The 16,592-nt window shown below is 72.8% G+C and carries 12 protein-coding genes; 1 reads left to right on the top strand and 11 read right to left on the bottom strand.

The genetic code is table 11. The features are described 5' to 3' along the window. Positions 1 to 59: 59 nt before the first annotated feature. From ACGFWJ_RS00850 to ACGFWJ_RS00835, 4 genes are all read right to left on the bottom strand, one after another. Positions 60 to 2,144, bottom strand: a complete 2,085-nt coding sequence (locus tag ACGFWJ_RS00850; protein WP_392943898.1) for a prolyl oligopeptidase family serine peptidase — start codon at positions 2,142 to 2,144, stop codon at positions 60 to 62. A 384-nt stretch (positions 2,145 to 2,528) separates the two neighbouring features. Then, positions 2,529 to 2,858, bottom strand: a complete 330-nt coding sequence (locus ACGFWJ_RS00845; protein WP_387633916.1) for an ArsR/SmtB family transcription factor — start codon at positions 2,856 to 2,858, stop codon at positions 2,529 to 2,531. 46 nt (positions 2,859 to 2,904) lie between these two features. After that, a complete protein-coding gene (locus ACGFWJ_RS00840) occupies positions 2,905 to 3,279 on the bottom strand; it encodes a hypothetical protein (RefSeq protein ID WP_100584647.1) in 375 nt (124 codons plus the stop codon). 875 nt (positions 3,280 to 4,154) lie between these two features. After that, positions 4,155 to 4,886, bottom strand: a complete 732-nt coding sequence (locus tag ACGFWJ_RS00835) for a hypothetical protein (protein ID WP_387864650.1) — start codon at positions 4,884 to 4,886, stop codon at positions 4,155 to 4,157. A 486-nt stretch (positions 4,887 to 5,372) separates the two neighbouring features. Here ACGFWJ_RS00835 and ACGFWJ_RS00830 point away from each other — a divergent pair, with 486 nt between their 5' ends. Next, entirely contained in the window at positions 5,373 to 8,207 is a 2,835-nt protein-coding gene (locus ACGFWJ_RS00830; protein WP_392945437.1) for a DEAD/DEAH box helicase, read from the top strand. A gap of 79 nt (positions 8,208 to 8,286) precedes the next feature. Here ACGFWJ_RS00830 and ACGFWJ_RS00825 read toward each other — a convergent pair whose 3' ends face one another. From ACGFWJ_RS00825 to ACGFWJ_RS00795, 7 genes are all read right to left on the bottom strand, one after another. Further along, positions 8,287 to 9,486 carry a type III PLP-dependent enzyme gene (locus ACGFWJ_RS00825; protein WP_392943895.1) on the bottom strand — a complete coding sequence of 400 codons (1,200 nt, stop codon included), beginning with the start codon at positions 9,484 to 9,486 and terminating at the stop codon, positions 8,287 to 8,289. After that, positions 9,483 to 10,478, bottom strand: a complete 996-nt coding sequence (locus tag ACGFWJ_RS00820; RefSeq protein ID WP_392943893.1) for an alpha-ketoacid dehydrogenase subunit beta — start codon at positions 10,476 to 10,478, stop codon at positions 9,483 to 9,485. Before ACGFWJ_RS00820 ends, ACGFWJ_RS00825 begins: the two co-directional genes overlap by 4 nt. Continuing rightward, positions 10,475 to 11,557: a thiamine pyrophosphate-dependent dehydrogenase E1 component subunit alpha gene (locus tag ACGFWJ_RS00815; protein ID WP_392943891.1), complete on the bottom strand. Its 1,083-nt coding sequence runs from the start codon at positions 11,555 to 11,557 to the stop codon at positions 10,475 to 10,477. Before ACGFWJ_RS00815 ends, ACGFWJ_RS00820 begins: the two co-directional genes overlap by 4 nt. Beyond that, positions 11,554 to 12,468 carry a phytanoyl-CoA dioxygenase family protein gene (locus tag ACGFWJ_RS00810; RefSeq protein WP_392943889.1) on the bottom strand — a complete coding sequence of 305 codons (915 nt, stop codon included), beginning with the start codon at positions 12,466 to 12,468 and terminating at the stop codon, positions 11,554 to 11,556. The genes ACGFWJ_RS00815 and ACGFWJ_RS00810 overlap by 4 nt, the downstream gene beginning before the upstream one ends. A gap of 75 nt (positions 12,469 to 12,543) precedes the next feature. Next, a complete protein-coding gene (locus tag ACGFWJ_RS00805; protein WP_392943887.1) occupies positions 12,544 to 13,536 on the bottom strand; it encodes a VOC family protein in 993 nt (330 codons plus the stop codon). Between the two features lie 51 nt (positions 13,537 to 13,587). Then, positions 13,588 to 14,850 carry a beta-ketoacyl-[acyl-carrier-protein] synthase family protein gene (locus ACGFWJ_RS00800; RefSeq protein ID WP_392943885.1) on the bottom strand — a complete coding sequence of 421 codons (1,263 nt, stop codon included), beginning with the start codon at positions 14,848 to 14,850 and terminating at the stop codon, positions 13,588 to 13,590. Next, entirely contained in the window at positions 14,847 to 16,535 is a 1,689-nt protein-coding gene (locus ACGFWJ_RS00795; protein ID WP_392943883.1) for an AMP-binding protein, read from the bottom strand. The genes ACGFWJ_RS00800 and ACGFWJ_RS00795 overlap by 4 nt, the downstream gene beginning before the upstream one ends. Positions 16,536 to 16,592 lie beyond the last annotated feature (57 nt).

Here is a 16,592-nt window from a genome sequence, read left to right as displayed (position 1 = left end):
CCGCTCCTTAGCGGAAGGAAAGGTAAAGGGATGGTCGGTAATATTTCACATGTCATGCTTCAGGTGGAAGAGGTCATCCCCAACTCCCCGCGCAGGAAGTCCAGTTCCACCGCCGCCACCCGCTCCAGCTCCCCGTCCGGCAGCATGTGGCTCACCCCCGGCAGCGGCAGCACCGCGTGCGGTCGGCCCGCCCGGGTCAGCGCCTGCGACAGCAGCATCGTGTGCGAGGGGTGCACGTTGTCGTCGGCCAGCCCGTGGATCAGCAGCAGCGGACGGGTCAGCGACGGCGCGTCGGCGAGCAGACAGTCCGCCTCGTACCCCTGCGGGTTCTCCTGCGGCAGCCCCAAGTACCGCTCGGTGTACGCCGTGTCGTACAGCCGGAAGTCGGTCGGCGGCGCACCCGCGCTCGCCGCGTGGAACACGTCCGGACGGCGCAGCACCGCCAGCGCCGCGAAGTAGCCGCCGTACGACCAGCCGCGCACGCCCACCCGGGACAGGTCCAGATCCGGGTGCGCCGCGGCCAGCGCGTGCAGGGCCGCCACCTGGTCGTCGATCGCCACCTGCGAGAAGCGGCGGAAGATCGCCCGGGTGAACTCCGGTGACACGAAAGGCGTTCCGCGGTTGTCGACGGTCACCACCGCGAAGCCCTGGTCGGCCCACCACTGCTTCAGCTGCCAGCGGCGCGGCTCGTTCGCGACCGCCTGGTAGCCCGGGCCGCCGTACACGTCCAGCAGCACCGGCAGCCGGCGCCCCGCCACGTGCCCGCGCGGGTACAGCACCGCCGTGGGCAGCCCGTGCTCGGTCACCCGGGCCAGCAACGGCTCCGGCCGGTAGGGGAGTTCGGCCGTCAGGGCGGGCAGCTCGCCGGTGCGGACGCCGTGCTGGCGGAATTCACGCCGGACGCCGTCGAGGGTGGCCGAGACGAGCAGCAGCACGCCCTCGCCGTGTGCGGCCACCGCGTGAACGCCCGGGCCCTCGGTGAGCCGCTCCGGGGCGCCGCCGTCCGGGTCCAGCAGGTACACGTGCTGGTCGGCCGGGTCGCCGTCGCCCGCCTCGACCAGCAGGCCGCCCTGCCACGGTCCGACCACCCGGCGCACCTGCAGCCGCTCGTCCGTCAGCGGCTTGCCGTCCAGCGCCAGCCCGCGCGCCGCCGGGGTGTCCGCCGAGGTCAGCACCCGACCGTCGGGCAGCCGCAGCGGGGTGCCCGGCAGCGGGTCCACCCAGAACTCGTCCTCGGTGCACGAGAGTTTACGCGTGATGCCGGTGGCCGGGTCGGCGCTCAGCAGCAGCACCCGCTGCTGCAACCGGTCCGCGACGGTCAGCAGGATCTCCCCGTCGCCCTCCCAGTCGGCCGCCAGCAGGTACGGGAACTCGGCGTCGTCCCACCGCAGCTGGGTGCGGGCGCCGGACAGGCGCAGCACCCACAGCTGGACGTCCGCGTTCGGGCCGCCCGCCTGCGGGTAGGCGAACGAGTCCGGCGTCCGCTCCGGGTGCGCCAGGTCGCCCAAGTGCCGCAGCGGCAGCGCCGATTCGTCCACCCGGGCGGCCAGCAGCGCGGTGCCGTCGGGCGACCACCAGTGGCCCCGGGAGCGGCCCAGCTCCTCGGCCGCCGCGAACTCCGCCACGCCCCAGCGCGCCCCGTCCGCCGGACTGAGCCGGCCGCCCGGCGCCAGGTACAGCGCGTCGTCGGCGACGTACGCGACCAGCGAACCGTCCGGGTTCGGTCGCGGGTCGAACGCGGGCGCCGAGACCGGGAGTTCGGTGCAGGCGCCGGTCGCCGTCTCGCAGCGGAAGAGCCGGCCGTCGAGGGCGAAGACCGCCGTGGCGAGATCGGCGGTGGCCGCGAACGAGCCGATGCCGGGCGCCCACAGCCGGATCCGTTCGCGCAGGCGACGCTCCAGCGGAGGCAGGTCCGCGACCGCGCCGGTGCGGGCGGGAGCGAGCGCCAACGGGTCTGCCACCAGGCGCTCTTGATGGGTCGTCAGGTCATAGCTCCACAGTCGCTCGACCGGGTCGGTCGGGCCGGTGGAACGCAGGAACAGGGCGCGGCTCGCGTCGGCGGCGAGGGTGACCGCGCGGGGCGAGCCGTAGCTGAAGCGGCCGGTGGCGGCGCTCAGCGCGAGGAAGGAGTCGGTGTGGGTCACCTGCCGATGGTGGCCGGGGAGGGCGCGATTCGGCTAGAAGTATGACGTGTGAAATGTCACACAGCATCAGTGCTCGCGGCGTTCGGCCCAATCCGGGGGCGGTTCCTGGAGGTGTACCCGGAGGGCGGAAGAGGCCGAGCCGAACGACACGGTCAGCGTGGTGTGCCTGCCACTCGCCCTCGCCGAGTCCTGATCCGGGCGGACCGGGCGGACCGGGCGGACCGGGCGGGCCGGGCGGACCGGGTGGGCCGGGCGGACCGGGCGAGCCCGGCGGGCCTGGCGGGCCTGGCGGGCCTGGCGGGCCGGGCGGGCCGGGCGAACTGCGTGACCGAACACCACTGACGGGCCATCCGGATGGGAGCAGGGTGGCCCGTCGGGGGGTGGTCAGTGGGACGCGCGGAGCTCCTCCAGCAGCATGCCCTGGTCGGCGAGCAGCTCGGTGAGTATCCGGCGTGCGGTGCGCAGCAGTTCGGCGACGTCGGCGCCGGCCAGCGCGTAGACCACGGTGGATCCCTCGCGGGTGGCGGTGACCAGGCCGGAGCGGCGCAGGATGGCCAACTGCTGGGAGAGGCTGGACGGTTCGATCTCGAGCTCGGGCAGTAGGTCGCGGACGGGCGTCGGCCCCGCCTGGAGCAGTTCGAGCACTCGGATCCGGACCGGATGGCCGAGCATCCGGAAGAACTCGGCCTTGGCCTGGTACAGCGGTACGGGCATGCTTCCTCCCCTTTGTCGCCGGCGGCCCGCAGGCCGCCGCCCGCGCTCAGACCTCCAGGGACGCCTCGATCCGCTTCAACTGGTGCCGGGCCATTGCCAGGTTGGACCGGCTGCGGTTGAGCGCGAGGTAGAGGAACAGTCCTCGCCCGCCGGCCGTGGTGAGCGGGCGGATCAGGTGGTACTGCCCGGTCAGGGTGACCAGAATGTCCTCGATGCCGTCGTCGTGGAGGTTGAGCATCTCCATCGCCCGCATCTTGGCACGCACCAGGTCGGTGTTGGCAGCGGCGGCGACATTCAGATCGATCTCCCCGCCGTCGCCGAGAGTGCCCAGGGCCATCCCGCTGCCGTAGTCCACCAGGGCCACCCCGATGGCACCTTCGATGGTCATGGCTTCCTTGAGCGAGGTCTCGAGATTCGCCATCGCCTGTCCTCCTGTCGTGGGGTTCGGTGGCACGACTGTAGGAACCGGATCGCACTGCGGCCATCTGCTGATCGCAATCGTCCGACTCTGGTCGGAAGTCGATCGAGCGAGGCCGATTCGCTGACCACATGAAGACATTTGCAACTCTGGATGTGAACAGTTCACGTGAGTGCGATTTCCGCAGCGGCTCCGGCTGATCACGTTCGAAACCGCCGACCAGATCATCTACGCGCGGATCATCTCCGCATAGATCAACTCGTGGGAGCCGCCCGAACCGCTCACCCCGTGCGACGCGGCCGCCCCGAAACGAGACGCACCCGCGCCCGAAACGTGACGGCGCACCTGGCCCGCGAAACGTGACGACGCGCCCGCCCCCGCGACGTAACGACGCACCTGCGCTCGAAACGTGCCGGCGAACCCGCCCCCGCGACGTAACGACGCACCCGCGCCCGAAACGTGCCGGCGAACCCGCCCCCAAAACGTGACGGGGCCCGGGAGCGGTATCCAGCTCCCGGGCCCCTGCGGTGCCACCCAATTGCTCTGCGCCGGCACGTTTAAGGCCGAGGGTCACTCTCACAACGTCGTGCTTTGCCATTGAAGCTACCGCGCCGCGGAGAGGCGCAGGCGGGAGTCGAACCCGCATCCGACGTTACCGGCCCTCGACCGGTCGATCCGGCGCTCGGCGGCGAATGCTGAGACTTGAGCGAGAGTCTGAGATTGACGGGGCTGCCTCTGCCAAGTTGGGCCACCCCGACGCGTGTTGGTGCCGGGGGGAGGACTCGAACCTCCACCTTGTACCCCGAAGTCAGCTTCAACTTCAGTGTCAGCTTGCGCTTTTCGCGCCACCCCCGGTCTCACCCGGGGGGCTCGTGGGGCTACCCGAACAGGTAGCCGAAAACGGCGTCGCCGACCCGGCGGTCGGTGACCTCCGCGGCGTTCGCCTCCTCGCGGGCGAACTGCACCGCCTGCTGGAGCTTCTCCACCCGCTCCAGCAGCTCGTTCACCCGCCGCGCGGGCAGTGCGCCGGAGAACTTCACGGTCGTCCAGTACCCGATTGCGACGTCCTCGTAGTAGACCTCGACCTGCGCCGGGTGCTTCTCCGTCGCCTCCGCCTTCACGTGGTTGCGCGGCACCTTCTTGGTGCGGATGGTGCGCACCGCCTCGGTCTTCCACGCGTCCGAGGACGGGTCGTGCGACCAGGACTCGGCGGCGTCCAGCACCGGCAGCTTGCGGACGAACGTCCGCAGGTCGGTCAACTGCTTCTCCAGGAACAGCAGGTAGGTGACGGGCGCACCGGCCACCAGCGTCCGCCCGTCCACCACCACGTCCGCCCGGGCCTCGGTGTTGGCCCAGTCCTTGGTGGCTGTCACGTCGAACAGCCGGGTCAGCGTGGTGGCGGTGGCACGCAGCACGTCCTCCGCCTTGACCTGCACCCGCGTCGACTCGGGCGGCAACTGCTCGCCCTCCTCGTCCTTCGGCTGGTACGACCGGGAGATACCGGCCAGCAGCGCGGGCTTCTGCAGATCCTGGTGAGCCTGCGTCAGCTCCTGGAACGACTTCGACTTGACGCCTTTTTCCACGGCGATGATCTGGTTCAACTTGGCCACGGCGAGGACGCTAGCGGAACGTGAGTTCGACCCGCACCCGGTTTTCCGAACCCGCCGGGACACCCCGCCGGAACCCCACCAGGACCCCGCCCCGCACCCCGTACAGCCCGATCCGCGCGCCCCGCCTGCATTCCACGCCACCCGATCCGCGCGCCCCGCGTGCATTCCACCCCATCCGATCCGCGCGCCCCGCCTGGATTCCACCCCATCCGATCCGCGCGCCCTTTCCCGATCACCCCCGGCACCCGTCCGATCACGCTTCGCACCGCCCGCCCGCAACCCGTTTCAGCTGCCGGAAAAGTCTGATGTTGATGTCACTCCAGACGGGTAATCTCAGGCTGAGATGCTCGATCACCACACCCCAAGCACCCGCCGCGCCCCGTCGCCGTCCCAGGCCACGGCCCCGCAGCCGCAGGCGTCGCCGTCTGCGCCCCCGTCCAGCCACACCCACGGGAAGAAAAGGTGACGCCAGTGCACGGCAACCCCATGCCCGAAGAGCAGCTCAGCCCCGCCGAGCGGTACGCGGCCTCCCGCGAGCGCGCCAAGGAGCAGGCAACGGCCCTCTACGGCTTCCAGCAGTTGTACGACTTCCCGCTCGACGACTTCCAGATCCGCGCCTGCCAGACTCTGGAGAGCGGCAAGGGCGTCCTGGTCGCCGCCCCCACCGGCAGCGGCAAGACCATCGTCGGCGAGTTCGCCGTCCACCTGGCGCTGGCCGCCGGCCGCAAGTGCTTCTACACGACGCCGATCAAGGCGCTGTCCAACCAGAAGTACGGAGACCTGGTCAAGCGCTACGGCGCCGCCAAGGTCGGCCTGCTCACCGGTGACAACTCCGTCAACGGTGACGCACCGGTGGTCGTGATGACCACCGAGGTGCTGCGCAACATGCTGTACGCGGGGTCCAGCGCCCTCGACGGCCTCGGTTACGTGGTGATGGACGAGGTGCACTACCTCGCCGACCGGTTCCGCGGCGCCGTCTGGGAGGAGGTCATCATCCACCTCCCCGAATCCGTGATCCTGGCCTCGCTGTCCGCGACCGTCTCCAACGCCGAGGAGTTCGGCGACTGGCTGGACACCGTGCGCGGCGGCACCGAGGTGATCGTCTCCGAGCACCGCCCCGTCCCGCTGTGGCAGCACGTGATGGCCGGAAACCGGATGTACGACCTGTTCGCCAGCCCGGACCGGGACGGCCGCCCCAAGGGCAGCCTGAAGAACCCCGCCAAGGCGGTCAACCCCGAACTGGTGCGCCTGGCCCGCTCCGAGAGCGACCGCGGCCGGGACAGGTTCGCCCGCGGCCGCGGCCGCTCGATGCCCGCCGGCCGCCCCGGCCGGGTCTGGACGCCGGGCCGGGTCGACGTGATCGACCGGCTCGACGCCGAGGGCCTGCTGCCCGCGATCACCTTCATCTTCAGCCGGGCCGGCTGCGAGGCCGCCGTCCAGCAGTGCCTCAACTCCGGCCTGCGGCTGAACCGGGAGGCCGACCGCCTCACCGTCCGCCAGTTCGTCGAGGAACGCTGCCGCGACATCCCCGACGAAGACCTCAACGTGCTCGGCTACTTCGAGTGGCTCGACGGCCTGGAGCGCGGCATCGCCGCCCACCACGCCGGCATGCTGCCGCGGTTCAAGGAAGTCGTCGAGGAACTCTTCGTCAAGGGCCTGGTCAAGGCGGTCTTCGCCACCGAGACGCTCGCCCTCGGCATCAACATGCCCGCCCGCTCGGTGGTCATGGAGAAGCTGGTCAAGTGGAACGGCGAGACCCACGCCGACATCACCCCCGGCGAATACACCCAGCTCACCGGCCGGGCCGGCCGCCGCGGCATCGACATCGAGGGCCACGCCGTCGTGCTGTGGCAGCGCGGCCTCGACCCGGAGGCGCTGGCCGGCCTGGCCGGCACCCGCACCTACCCGCTGAAGTCGTCGTTCCGCCCGTCCTACAACATGGCCGTCAACCTGGTCGGCCAGTTCGGACGGCACCGCTCCCGCGAACTGCTGGAAACCTCCTTCGCGCAGTTCCAGGCCGACCGCTCGGTCGTCGGCATCGCCCGCCAGGTCCAGCGCAACGAAGAAGGCCTGGACGGCTACCGCGAGTCGATGACCTGCCACCTCGGCGACTTCGGCGAATACATGTCGCTGCGCCGGGAACTCAAGGACCGCGAGAACGAACTCGCCCGCGAAGGCTCCTCGCAGCGCCGCGCCGCCGCCATCGACTCCATCGAGCAGCTCAAGCCCGGCGACATCATCCACGTCCCCACCGGCAAGTTCGCCGGCCTCGCGCTGGTCCTCGACCCCGGCCTGCCGCCGGACGTCCGCGGCCGGCACGGGCGCAGCGGCCCCCGCCACCCCGACTACCAGGACGGGCCGCGCCCCGTCGTGCTCACCGCCGAACGCCAGGTCAAGCGCCTCGCGATGATCGACTTCCCGCACCCGGTCGCCGCCATGGACCGGATGCGCATCCCCAAGTCCTTCAACCCGCGCAGCCCGCAGTCCCGCCGCGATCTCGCCTCCGCGCTGCGCACCAAGGCCGGCCACCTCGAGCCCGAGCGTTTCCGCAAGGGCCGCGCCGCCGCCGCCGACGACCCCGAGATCGCCCGGCTGCGCGCAGCCCTGCGCCAGCACCCCTGCCACGGCTGCGACGAACGCGAGGACCACGCCCGCTGGTCCGAGCGCTACCACCGCCTGCACCGCGACACCGAACTGCTGGAACGCCGGATGCGCTCCCGCACCCACACCATCGCCCGCACCTTCGACCGGGTCTGCGGCCTGCTCACCGACCTCGGCTACCTCAGCGGCGACACCGTCACCGACGACGGCAAGCGCCTGGCCCGGCTCTACGGCGAACTCGACCTGCTCGCCTCCGAGTGCATCCGCGAAGGCATCTGGGACGGCCTCGCCGCCGCCGAACTCGCCGCCTGCGCCTCGGCGTTGGTCTACGAGGCCCGGCAGTCCGACGACGCCACCGCCCCCCGGGTCCCCGAGGGCGGCGCCAAGGACGCGCTCGGCCGGATGGTCCGGATCTGGGGCAAGCTCGACGCACTCGAGGAGCAGCACAAGATCTCCACCGCCGAGGGCGTCGGCCAGCGCGAACCCGACCTCGGCTTCGCCTGGCCCGCCTACCGCTGGGCGCTCGGCCACGACCTGGACTCCGTCCTGCGCGACGCCGACATGCCCGCCGGCGACTTCGTCCGCTGGACCAAGCAACTGATCGACGTCCTCGGCCAGATCCAGGACGCCGCCGGCGACAACGTCGAACTCCGCCGCACCGCCCGCAAGGCCGTCGACGGCATGCGCCGCGGCATCATCGCCTACTCGTCCGTCGGGTAACCACATTTTCGACACCCCGGGCCCGGCCATTCGCACAAGTGGCCGGGCTCGCTCGCGTCGGGGGCGCCTCGGTTCGACGTCAGGCGTCGGGCGGGAGGACCGTGTACGGCAGGGGGTCGAAGCCGTTGAAGCCCTGGGTGAGGTAGCTGACTGCGTAGGCGCCGCTGGAGAGGATCCAGACCGGGTCGCCGGAGGCTGCCGTGCGGGGGACGGGGACGCGGCCGGTGGTGTGGCCGTGGGGGAAGGTGTCGTCGCTGTCGCAGGTGGGGCCGGCGATGACGGCGGGGACGCGGTCTTCGTCGGGGTGGGTCGGGAAGACCAGGCGGTACTGGACCTGGTCCATCTCGTACAGGCCGTTGAACTTTCCGCAGGCCAGGTAGAGCCAGTGTTCCCGCTCGCCGTCCGGCTGTTGGCGGTCGGTGAGGCGGTAGACGTGGGTGCGGATCGCGCCCTGGTCGGCGACCAGGTGGCGGCCGGGCTCCAGGACGAACCGCAGGCCGCCGCCGTGCAGTCGGCGCAGCCGGTCGAGGCCGTGGCGGACGGTGTGGAAGATCTCGTCGAGCGGGGGTTCGAGGGCGGCGCCGTAGCGGTCGACGTAGCCGAGGGCGGGCAGGCCGCCGCCGAGGTTGACATGGTCGAGGCGGATGCCGTCCCGTTCGAGTTCCACCATGACGTCGGCGAGCAGGTCGAAGGCCGCCGTCCAGGCTTCGGCGGTCAGTTGCTGCGAGCCGACGTGCACCGAGAGTCCGGCGGGGGTCAGTCCGGCGGCGCGGGCCGCGGTCATCACGCGGACGGCGTCGGCCGCCGAGCAGCCGAACTTGCGGCTCAGGCCCCAGAGCGCGCCCGTGCCACTGGTGGCGAGCCGGCAGAACACCCGGGCGCCGGGGGCGTGTTGGGCGATCGCGGCGACGTCCGCGAGGCTGTCGGTGGCGAAGTCCCGGATGCCCAGGCGGTGGGCCTCGGCGATGCCCCGGTCGGACTTGATGGTGTTGCCGTAGTGCACCCGCTCGGCGGGGACGCCGGTGCGCAGGGCCTGGGCGATCTCGTTCGGGCCGGCGGCGTCGAAACCGGCGCCGAGCGCGGCGAGTTCGGTCAGCACCTCGTCCACCGGGCAGGCCTTCATGGCGAACCGGACGGCGACGCCCGGGAGTTCGTCCCGCAGCGCGGTGTAGCGACGGGTGATGCCGCCCAGGTCGTAGAAGATCCGGTCGTCGCCGGACGCCGCCAGGGCGGAGCGCAACGCCGGGCTGAGGGAGGTGAGTTCGGCGGTCAGGTTCACTGTCCCCGGTCCTTGCCGCACGAGGGTCGTTGCTGCTTCGTCACCGCACGGACGGCGTCGCGCAGTTGGTCGCGGTTCGGCTGCAGGGCGCGGTCCAGTGCGGGGGCGAACGGCAGGACGGTGCCGTCCGGGCGGGTGATCCGCCGGGGTGGGGCGATCAGGCGCATCTCCTCGGCGGCGGTGGCGATGATCTCGCCGCCGATGCCGCAGCTGCGGTTGGAGTCGTCGATGACGACCAGCCGGCCGGTGCGTTCCAGCGAGGCGGCCAGCGCCGTCCAGTCGAAGGGGTACAGGGTGCGCGGGTCGAACACCTCGACGGAGACCTCGGGGGCGAGCTCCTCGGCGACGGCCAGCGCGTCGTGCACCAGGTGGCCGACGGCGACCACGGTGACGTCGGTGCCCTCGCGGTGGATCCGGGCCGAGCCGAGCGGGATCGGCGCGAGCTCCCAGGTCACGGTCTCGCGCACCGGCAGGGCGCCGGCGGGGGCGAAGACGACCACCGGGTCAGGGTCGGCGATCGCCGAGCGGAGCAGCCCGTAGGCGTCGGTGGGCGTGGCCGGGACGACGGTCTTCATCCCGGCGTGCGCGAACAGGCTGTACGGGTGGTCGGAGTGCTGCCCGGCCCAGCCGTCCCGGGAGCCGGAGCCCGGCACCAGGCAGGTCAGCGGGACGCCGGTCTGGCCGCCGGTCATCAGCGAGAACTTGTGGGCCTGGTTGACGAGTTGCTCGAAGACCAGGAACAGCAGCGAGGGGATCTGGAACTCGATCACCGGCCGCCGCCCGGTCAGCGCGGCGCCGATCGCCATCGAGGTGAACGCCTGCTCGGAGAGCGGGGTGTCGACGATCCGGCCGGGGCCGAAGCGGTCGAGCAGGTTGAGGGTGGGGCCGGCCATGCCGGCGCCGATGTCCTCGCCGAACACGCATACCGCCGGGTCCTCGGCGAGCGCGTCGATGAGCGCCCGGTTGAGCGCCTTGGTGTAGGAGAGCCTCATGCCCCGGACCCCGCCCTCGGACGCAGCCCGTCCGCGTAGAGGTACTCCAACGCGCCATCAGGGGACGGGAGTTCGGAGCCGAGCGCGAACTGCCGGGCGGCGGCCAGCTGTTCGGCCACCGAGGCGTCCAGCCGCTCGGCCAGACCGGGCGGCAGGAGCGCGGCGGCGCGCGGCAGCGGGTCGAGGCCGCGCCAGCCGGCGACCTCCTCCGGGGTGCGGTAGCGCAGTTTCATCAGCCGTTCCATGGTGTGGTGCCCCTCGAAGCGGTAGGTGCGGCACTCGAGGAAGCCGGGTCCGCCGCCGGCCGCGGCCCGCGCGACGGCTTCCGCGGCTGCCGTGCGGACGGCCTCGGTGTCCATCCCGTCCACCTCGACGGCGGGGATCCCGAAGGCGGCGGCCCGGCCGGTGGCGCTGCCGGCCACCGCGGTGGCGGCCGGCAGCGTGGTGGCGTAGCCGTTGTTCTCGCAGACGAACAGCACCGGCAGCCGCCACATCGCGGCCAGGTTGAGGGACTCCAGCAGGACGCCCTGGTTGAGCGCGCCGTCGCCGAAGAACGCGACGGCGACCCGGTCCTCGCCGGCCTGCCGGGCCGACCAGGCGGCCCCGACCGCGATCGCACCGCCGGCGCCGACCATGCCGTTGGCGCCCAGGATGCCGAGCGAGAAGTCCGCGGCGTGCATCGAGCCGCCCCGTCCCCGGTTCAACCCGCCGGTGCGGCCCAGCAGTTCGGCCAGCAGCCGGTCCGGGGCCGCGCCCTTGGCGAGCACGTGGCCGTGGCCCCGGTGGGTGGAGGTGATCCGGTCCTGCGGGCGCAGCGCGGCGCAGACGCCGACCGCCACCGCCTCCTGCCCGATGTACGGGTGGATGCCGCCGGTGATCTCCCCGGACTTCACCAGGCCGAGCGCGAGCTCCTCGAAGCCGCGGATCAGCCGCAGCATCCGGTAGCGCCCGGCGGGGGAGTCGAGGTCGACCGGGTCGAGGTCGTGGTCGTGGTCGTGGTCGCGGGGGCGGTCGTGGTCGTGGTCGCGGGAGCCGGGCAGGTCCGGCGTGGGCCGGTTCGGCGTGGGCAGGTCCGTCACCGGGCTCCCCGCCAGATGACCGGGCAGATCTCCGGGTCGGCGTAGTCGGGGCGGCCGTCGGCGGTGCGGCGGACCAGCACGTCGTGGTTGTACGCGGCGGGGGAGCCGTCCGGGCGGGTGGCGTGGCGGTACTCGTTGGCGCCGTCCTGCAGGTGCAGCGAGATCGCCCGGCGCGGGAAGTCGGCCAGGTTGGCGCCGCTGCCGTGGTAGGTGCGGCAGTGGTGGAAGCTGATGTGCCCGCGCGGGATCACCACCGGGACCTTGCGCACCTCGGCGCCGTTGTGAGCGGCGTTGGCGGCCAGGATCGACTCCAGCTCGAAGCGGTCGCGCTGGGCGAAGTGCCGGGTGGCGTCCTCCTCGGAGGGCAGCTCCTCCCAGCGGTTGCTGCCGTCGACCATGGTGATGGTGCCGTTCTCCACCCCGCAGTCGTGGAACGGGATGAAGGCGGTCAGCATGTCGTCCGAGGTCGAGGTGTGCCAGTAGTGCTTGTCGAAGTGCCACGGCACCTGGTTGGAGGGCTCCTCCGGCACCGGCGGCTTGAAGATCAGGGTCGACTGGAAGATCCGGATCTCCTCGGCCCCGGCGAGCACCGCGGCGACGGCACCGACCAGCGGCTTGCGCAGGATCGCGGCGATCGCGTCGCTCTCGTAGTGCACGTAGTCGTTGTGCCGCTGGACCTGCCCGTGCGCGGGCTCCCAGGCGGCCAGCCGCGGCGGGCGGACGGCGAGGGTGCGGTCGCGCCGGCCCTCGTAGTAGTCGTCGGTGGCGGCCTGGAGGGTGTCGATCTCCTGGTCGGTGAACAGCTTCCCGGAGAGGTACCAGCCGTGCTCGCGGTAGCCGGCCACCTCCTCGGGCGTGGGCAGCAGGGCGGTCTCGGCCGGGGTCAGGACGAACTCGGGTGCGGCGGTCACGGGGTGCTCCTCCTCGGAGGACGGGTGCGGGGCGGGTGGGGCAGGCGTCAGGCGTCAGGCGTCGGGCGTCGGGCGTCAGACGGAGGCGGCGGCGCGCTGGCGCTCGACCGCCTCGTACAGGGCCTTGATGTTGGCGGTGCCGAAGGTGCCCGCGCCCTGGCGCTCGATCAGCTCCAGGAAGAAGGTCCGCCGTGGGTGGGTGGAGCGGGCGAAGATCTGGAACAGCTGGCCGCCGTGGTCCTGGTCGACCAGCACGTCCAGTTCGCGCAGCGTCCCGAGCGGGATCGCGGTGTCGCCGAGCCGTTCGGCCAGGCCGTCGTAGTAGGCGCCGGGGGTGGTCAGGAACTCGACGCCGTGCGAGCGGGCCGCGCGGACGGCGGTGGCGATGTCGTCGGTGCGCAGCGCCAGGTGCTGGACGCCCGCGCCGTCGTGATCGGCGAGGAAGGTGTCGATCTGTCCGGCCCGGCGGCCGGTGTCCGGCTCGATCAGGGTGAAGGTGACGTCCCCGGAGGGGCTCTGCACCACGCTGGAGTCCATCGCCTGCTCGCCGACCTCGATGTACTCGCCGAAGATCAGGCGCATGCCGAGCGCGGCCTCGCAGAACCGCACGGACTCGGCGAGCCGCCCGGCGGGCACGCAGATCGCGACGTGGTCGAGGGCGTCCAACAGGTCGCCGCCAACGGTCTCCGGGCCGCCGTCCGGCAGCGGGACGAAGCGCAGCGCGGTGTCGCCGAACCCGGCGATCAGCGCGCCCGCGCGGTCCAGCACCTCGGCGCCGTGCCGCTCGGCCCGCTCCAGCGCCGCCGCCGGGTCGGCGCAGCCGAGCGCCAGCACGGCGACGCCCTCGCCGTGCCGCTCGACCCAGCGGGCCACCGGGTGGTCGGTGAGCTCGCTGGAGAGCAGCCGCAGCCGGATGCCGCCCTGGATCAGGTGGACGGCCCGCAGCCCGGGCTGCCACACCGGCTGCTCGGCGTCGCGCCGGAAGCCGAAGCCGGCCTGGAGCTCGGCGGCGGTCTGCGCGACGTCGGCGCAGTGGTACTCGACATGGGTGATCGTCTGGATCGACAACTGGACTCCCTGCAAGCGGAGTTGAGAAAGGAGATGGCAGGCCGCAGCGGGCTATTTGACGGTCCTGGTGGGCGTCGGCCCGAAGATCAGGCTGGTGTTGTGGCCGCCGAACGCGAAGGAGTTGCTGAGCGCGGCCCGCAGCCGGACCGACCGGGCGGCGCCGCGGACGTGGTCCAGGTCGCACGCCGGGTCGGGCTCGTCCAGGTTGAGGGTCGGCGGGAGCAGGCCGCGGGCCACGGCCAGCGCGGTGACGGCGGCCTCCACCGCCCCGGCCGCACCCAACAGGTGGCCGGTGGCGCCCTTGGTGGAGCTGACGGCGGGCCGGTGTTCGCCGAACACGGCGTTCAGCGCGGCCGATTCGGCGATGTCGCCGAGCTTGGTGCCGGTGCCGTGCGCGTTGACGTAGCCGATGTCGGACGGGGCCAGGCCGGCGTTGGCGAGGGCGGTGCGCATGGCGTCGGCGGCGCCCGCGCCGTCGGGGCGGGGCATGGTCGGGTGGTGGGCGTCGGTGCTGGAGCCCCAGCCGATCAGTTCGGCGTACCCGGCCGCGCCCCGGGCGGCGGCGTGTTCGGCGCTCTCCAGCACCAGGACGGCGCTGCCGTCGCCCAGCACGAAGCCGTTGCGGCGGGCGTCGAACGGCCGGGACGCCTGCGTCGGGTCGTCCCAACCAGCAGCCAGCGCACGAGCGTTGGCGAAGGCGGAGACGATCGTCGGGTGCAGCGAGGCGTCCGTCCCGCCGCACACCACCACGTCCGCGTCGCCGGCCCGGATCAGCCGCAGCCCCTCGGCCACCGCCTGCGCGCCGGCCGCGCAGGCCGTCACGATCGCGGTGCTGAAGCCCCGGATGTCGTGCTTGATCGCGATCCGGGCGGTCGCCATGTTGGAGAGCATCCCGGGCAGCATGTACGGGCTGACGCCGGGCCGGCCGCGCTCCTGGCGGCGCTGCGCCTGCTGCTCGTAGGTCTCCAGGCCGCCGCCGCCGGTGCCCAGCACCACGGCGGTGCGGCGGGCGTCGACGTCGCGGCCGACGACCAGCCCGGCGTCGGCCAGCGCGTCGTCCGCGGCGGCCATCGCCAGCAGCGCGAAGCGGTCGACGCAGCGGGTCTCGGTCGGCGGCAGCACCTCGCGGCCGTCGATGTGCGGGGCGATCCCGGCGGCGGGCAGCCAGCCGTGCGCGACGTGGCCCTCCGGCACGGCGGTGATGCCGCTGAACCCGGAGGTCAGCGCCTCGAAGACCTCGCCGGGCTTGCGGCCCAGCGAGGTGACCACGCCCATGCCGGTGACGACGGCGCCCGGCCGTCCGACGCGGGTCATCGGGCGGCTGCCGAGCGGGCGGCTGCCGAGCGGGCGCCGGCCGGGAGGGCGCCGGCCGGGATGGCGGCCGCCGGTGTCATTGCGGTGAGGTGGCGCTCGCGCAGCAGGACCTTGCGGACCTTGCCGGTCGGGCCGAGCGGGATGTCCGCGTCGTTGACCACCAGGACCGCGCGGACGGTGGCGGCGGTGTGCTCGTCCAGCGCGGCGACCACCTCCGCGGTGCGGTCGACGGCCCGGTCGGCGCCGTCCGCGAGCAGCAGCAGCACGTCGGTGACCACCCGGCCGCCGTCCTTCACCGCGACGACCGTGCAGTCCAGCACGCCGGGGACGTCGGCCAGCACCCGTTCCTCGGACATCGCGGTGTACAGCCGCCGGCCGCCGCCGAGGTCGACCGAGTCGACCAGCCGGTCGACGTGGTAGTAGTAGCCCTCCTCGTCCCGGTACATCAGGTCGCCGGTGAGGAAGCGGCCGCGCAGCCGGGTGCGGTAGGTGGTGACCGAGTCGTTCCAGTAGCCGGGCGCCAGGGTCGGGGAGGCGGTGGCGAGTTCGCCGACCTCGCCGGGGCCGAGCGGCTCGCCGTCCGGGCCGACCACCTCGCAGTCGACGAAGGTGTGCGGCCGGCCCACGCAGCGGCCGTACTTCTCGGTGCCGGGGGCGTGGGTGATGTGGAAGTGCGAGTGGCCCATCTCGGTCGAGCCCAGGCCGTCGACGAACACCGAGCCCGGCAGGCGGACCCGGCCCTCGCGGGTGACGGTCGCGCGCGAACCCTGGGCGATCAGGCGGCGGATGTGCGCCTCGTGCGCGCAGTCACCGGTGTTCCACCACAGGCCGACCGAGGACAGGTCGCGGGCGGAGAGGTCCTGCCGGGCCAGGTCGGCCCAGCTGGTGGCGAAGCCGAACACGCTCTGCGGCTGCCAGCGTTCGATCGCCTCCAGCACGGCCGGGCCGGTCTGCTGGGAGATCAGATGCAGTTCGGAGTCGAAGCTCAGCGCCAGGTTGAGCGCGATCAGCGTCGCGGCGTGCGCGGCGGGCAGCGCACTGAGCACCCGGTCGATGCCCTGCGGCCGGGGCAGCGTGGCGCGGTGCCGGATCGACGCGTACAGGCTGGCGTGCGAGTGCACCACGGCCTTGGGCATCCCGGTGGTGCCGGAGGAGTGGGTGATCGCGATCGGGTCGTCCGGGTGGTGGCGGTACGGGGCGGGCGCCGCGTCCGGGTCGCCGGAGCCGAGGTCGGCGGCGTCGGCGAGCACCGGGGCCGCCGGGTCGTACCCGGCCAGTTCGGCCCGGTGCGCGGGGTCGGTGAGGATGCCGACGGCGCCGAGACGGGCGATGTAGCGGGCCGCGCGCTCGCCCTCCACCCCGGGGTTGAGCAGCGCCGGGATCGCGCCGAGCCGGGCCAGCGCCAGGAACGACAGCACCTGGTCGGCGGCGGCGGTCGTGTACACCACCACCACGTCCCGCCGGCCGACCCCGAGGGCGTGCAGCGCGGCCGCCCGGGCCCGGACGGCGCGGTCGGCCTCGCGCAGGGTGAGGGCCTCGCGGGCGGCGTGGCCGTCCACCGGGGTGTCGAAGGTCAGCCGCGGGTCGTCGAGACCGATGCCCAGGGCGATCCTGCTGGTCAGCACGTTCCCGGCGCCGACGTCCGGGTCGTTCGCCAGGAGGCTGCGGATGCTGCGGATGCTCACGGTGATGGATCCCTCCCATGGTGCTGACCATGCGGGTGCGGTGCGGCGTCCGGGGAC

This window comes from Kitasatospora sp. NPDC048407, from assembly GCF_043200475.1.
Lineage (GTDB): Bacteria > Actinomycetota > Actinomycetes > Streptomycetales > Streptomycetaceae > Kitasatospora.
Note: the sequence above shows the minus strand (reverse complement) of the source record. Positions and strands in the feature narration are given on the sequence as shown.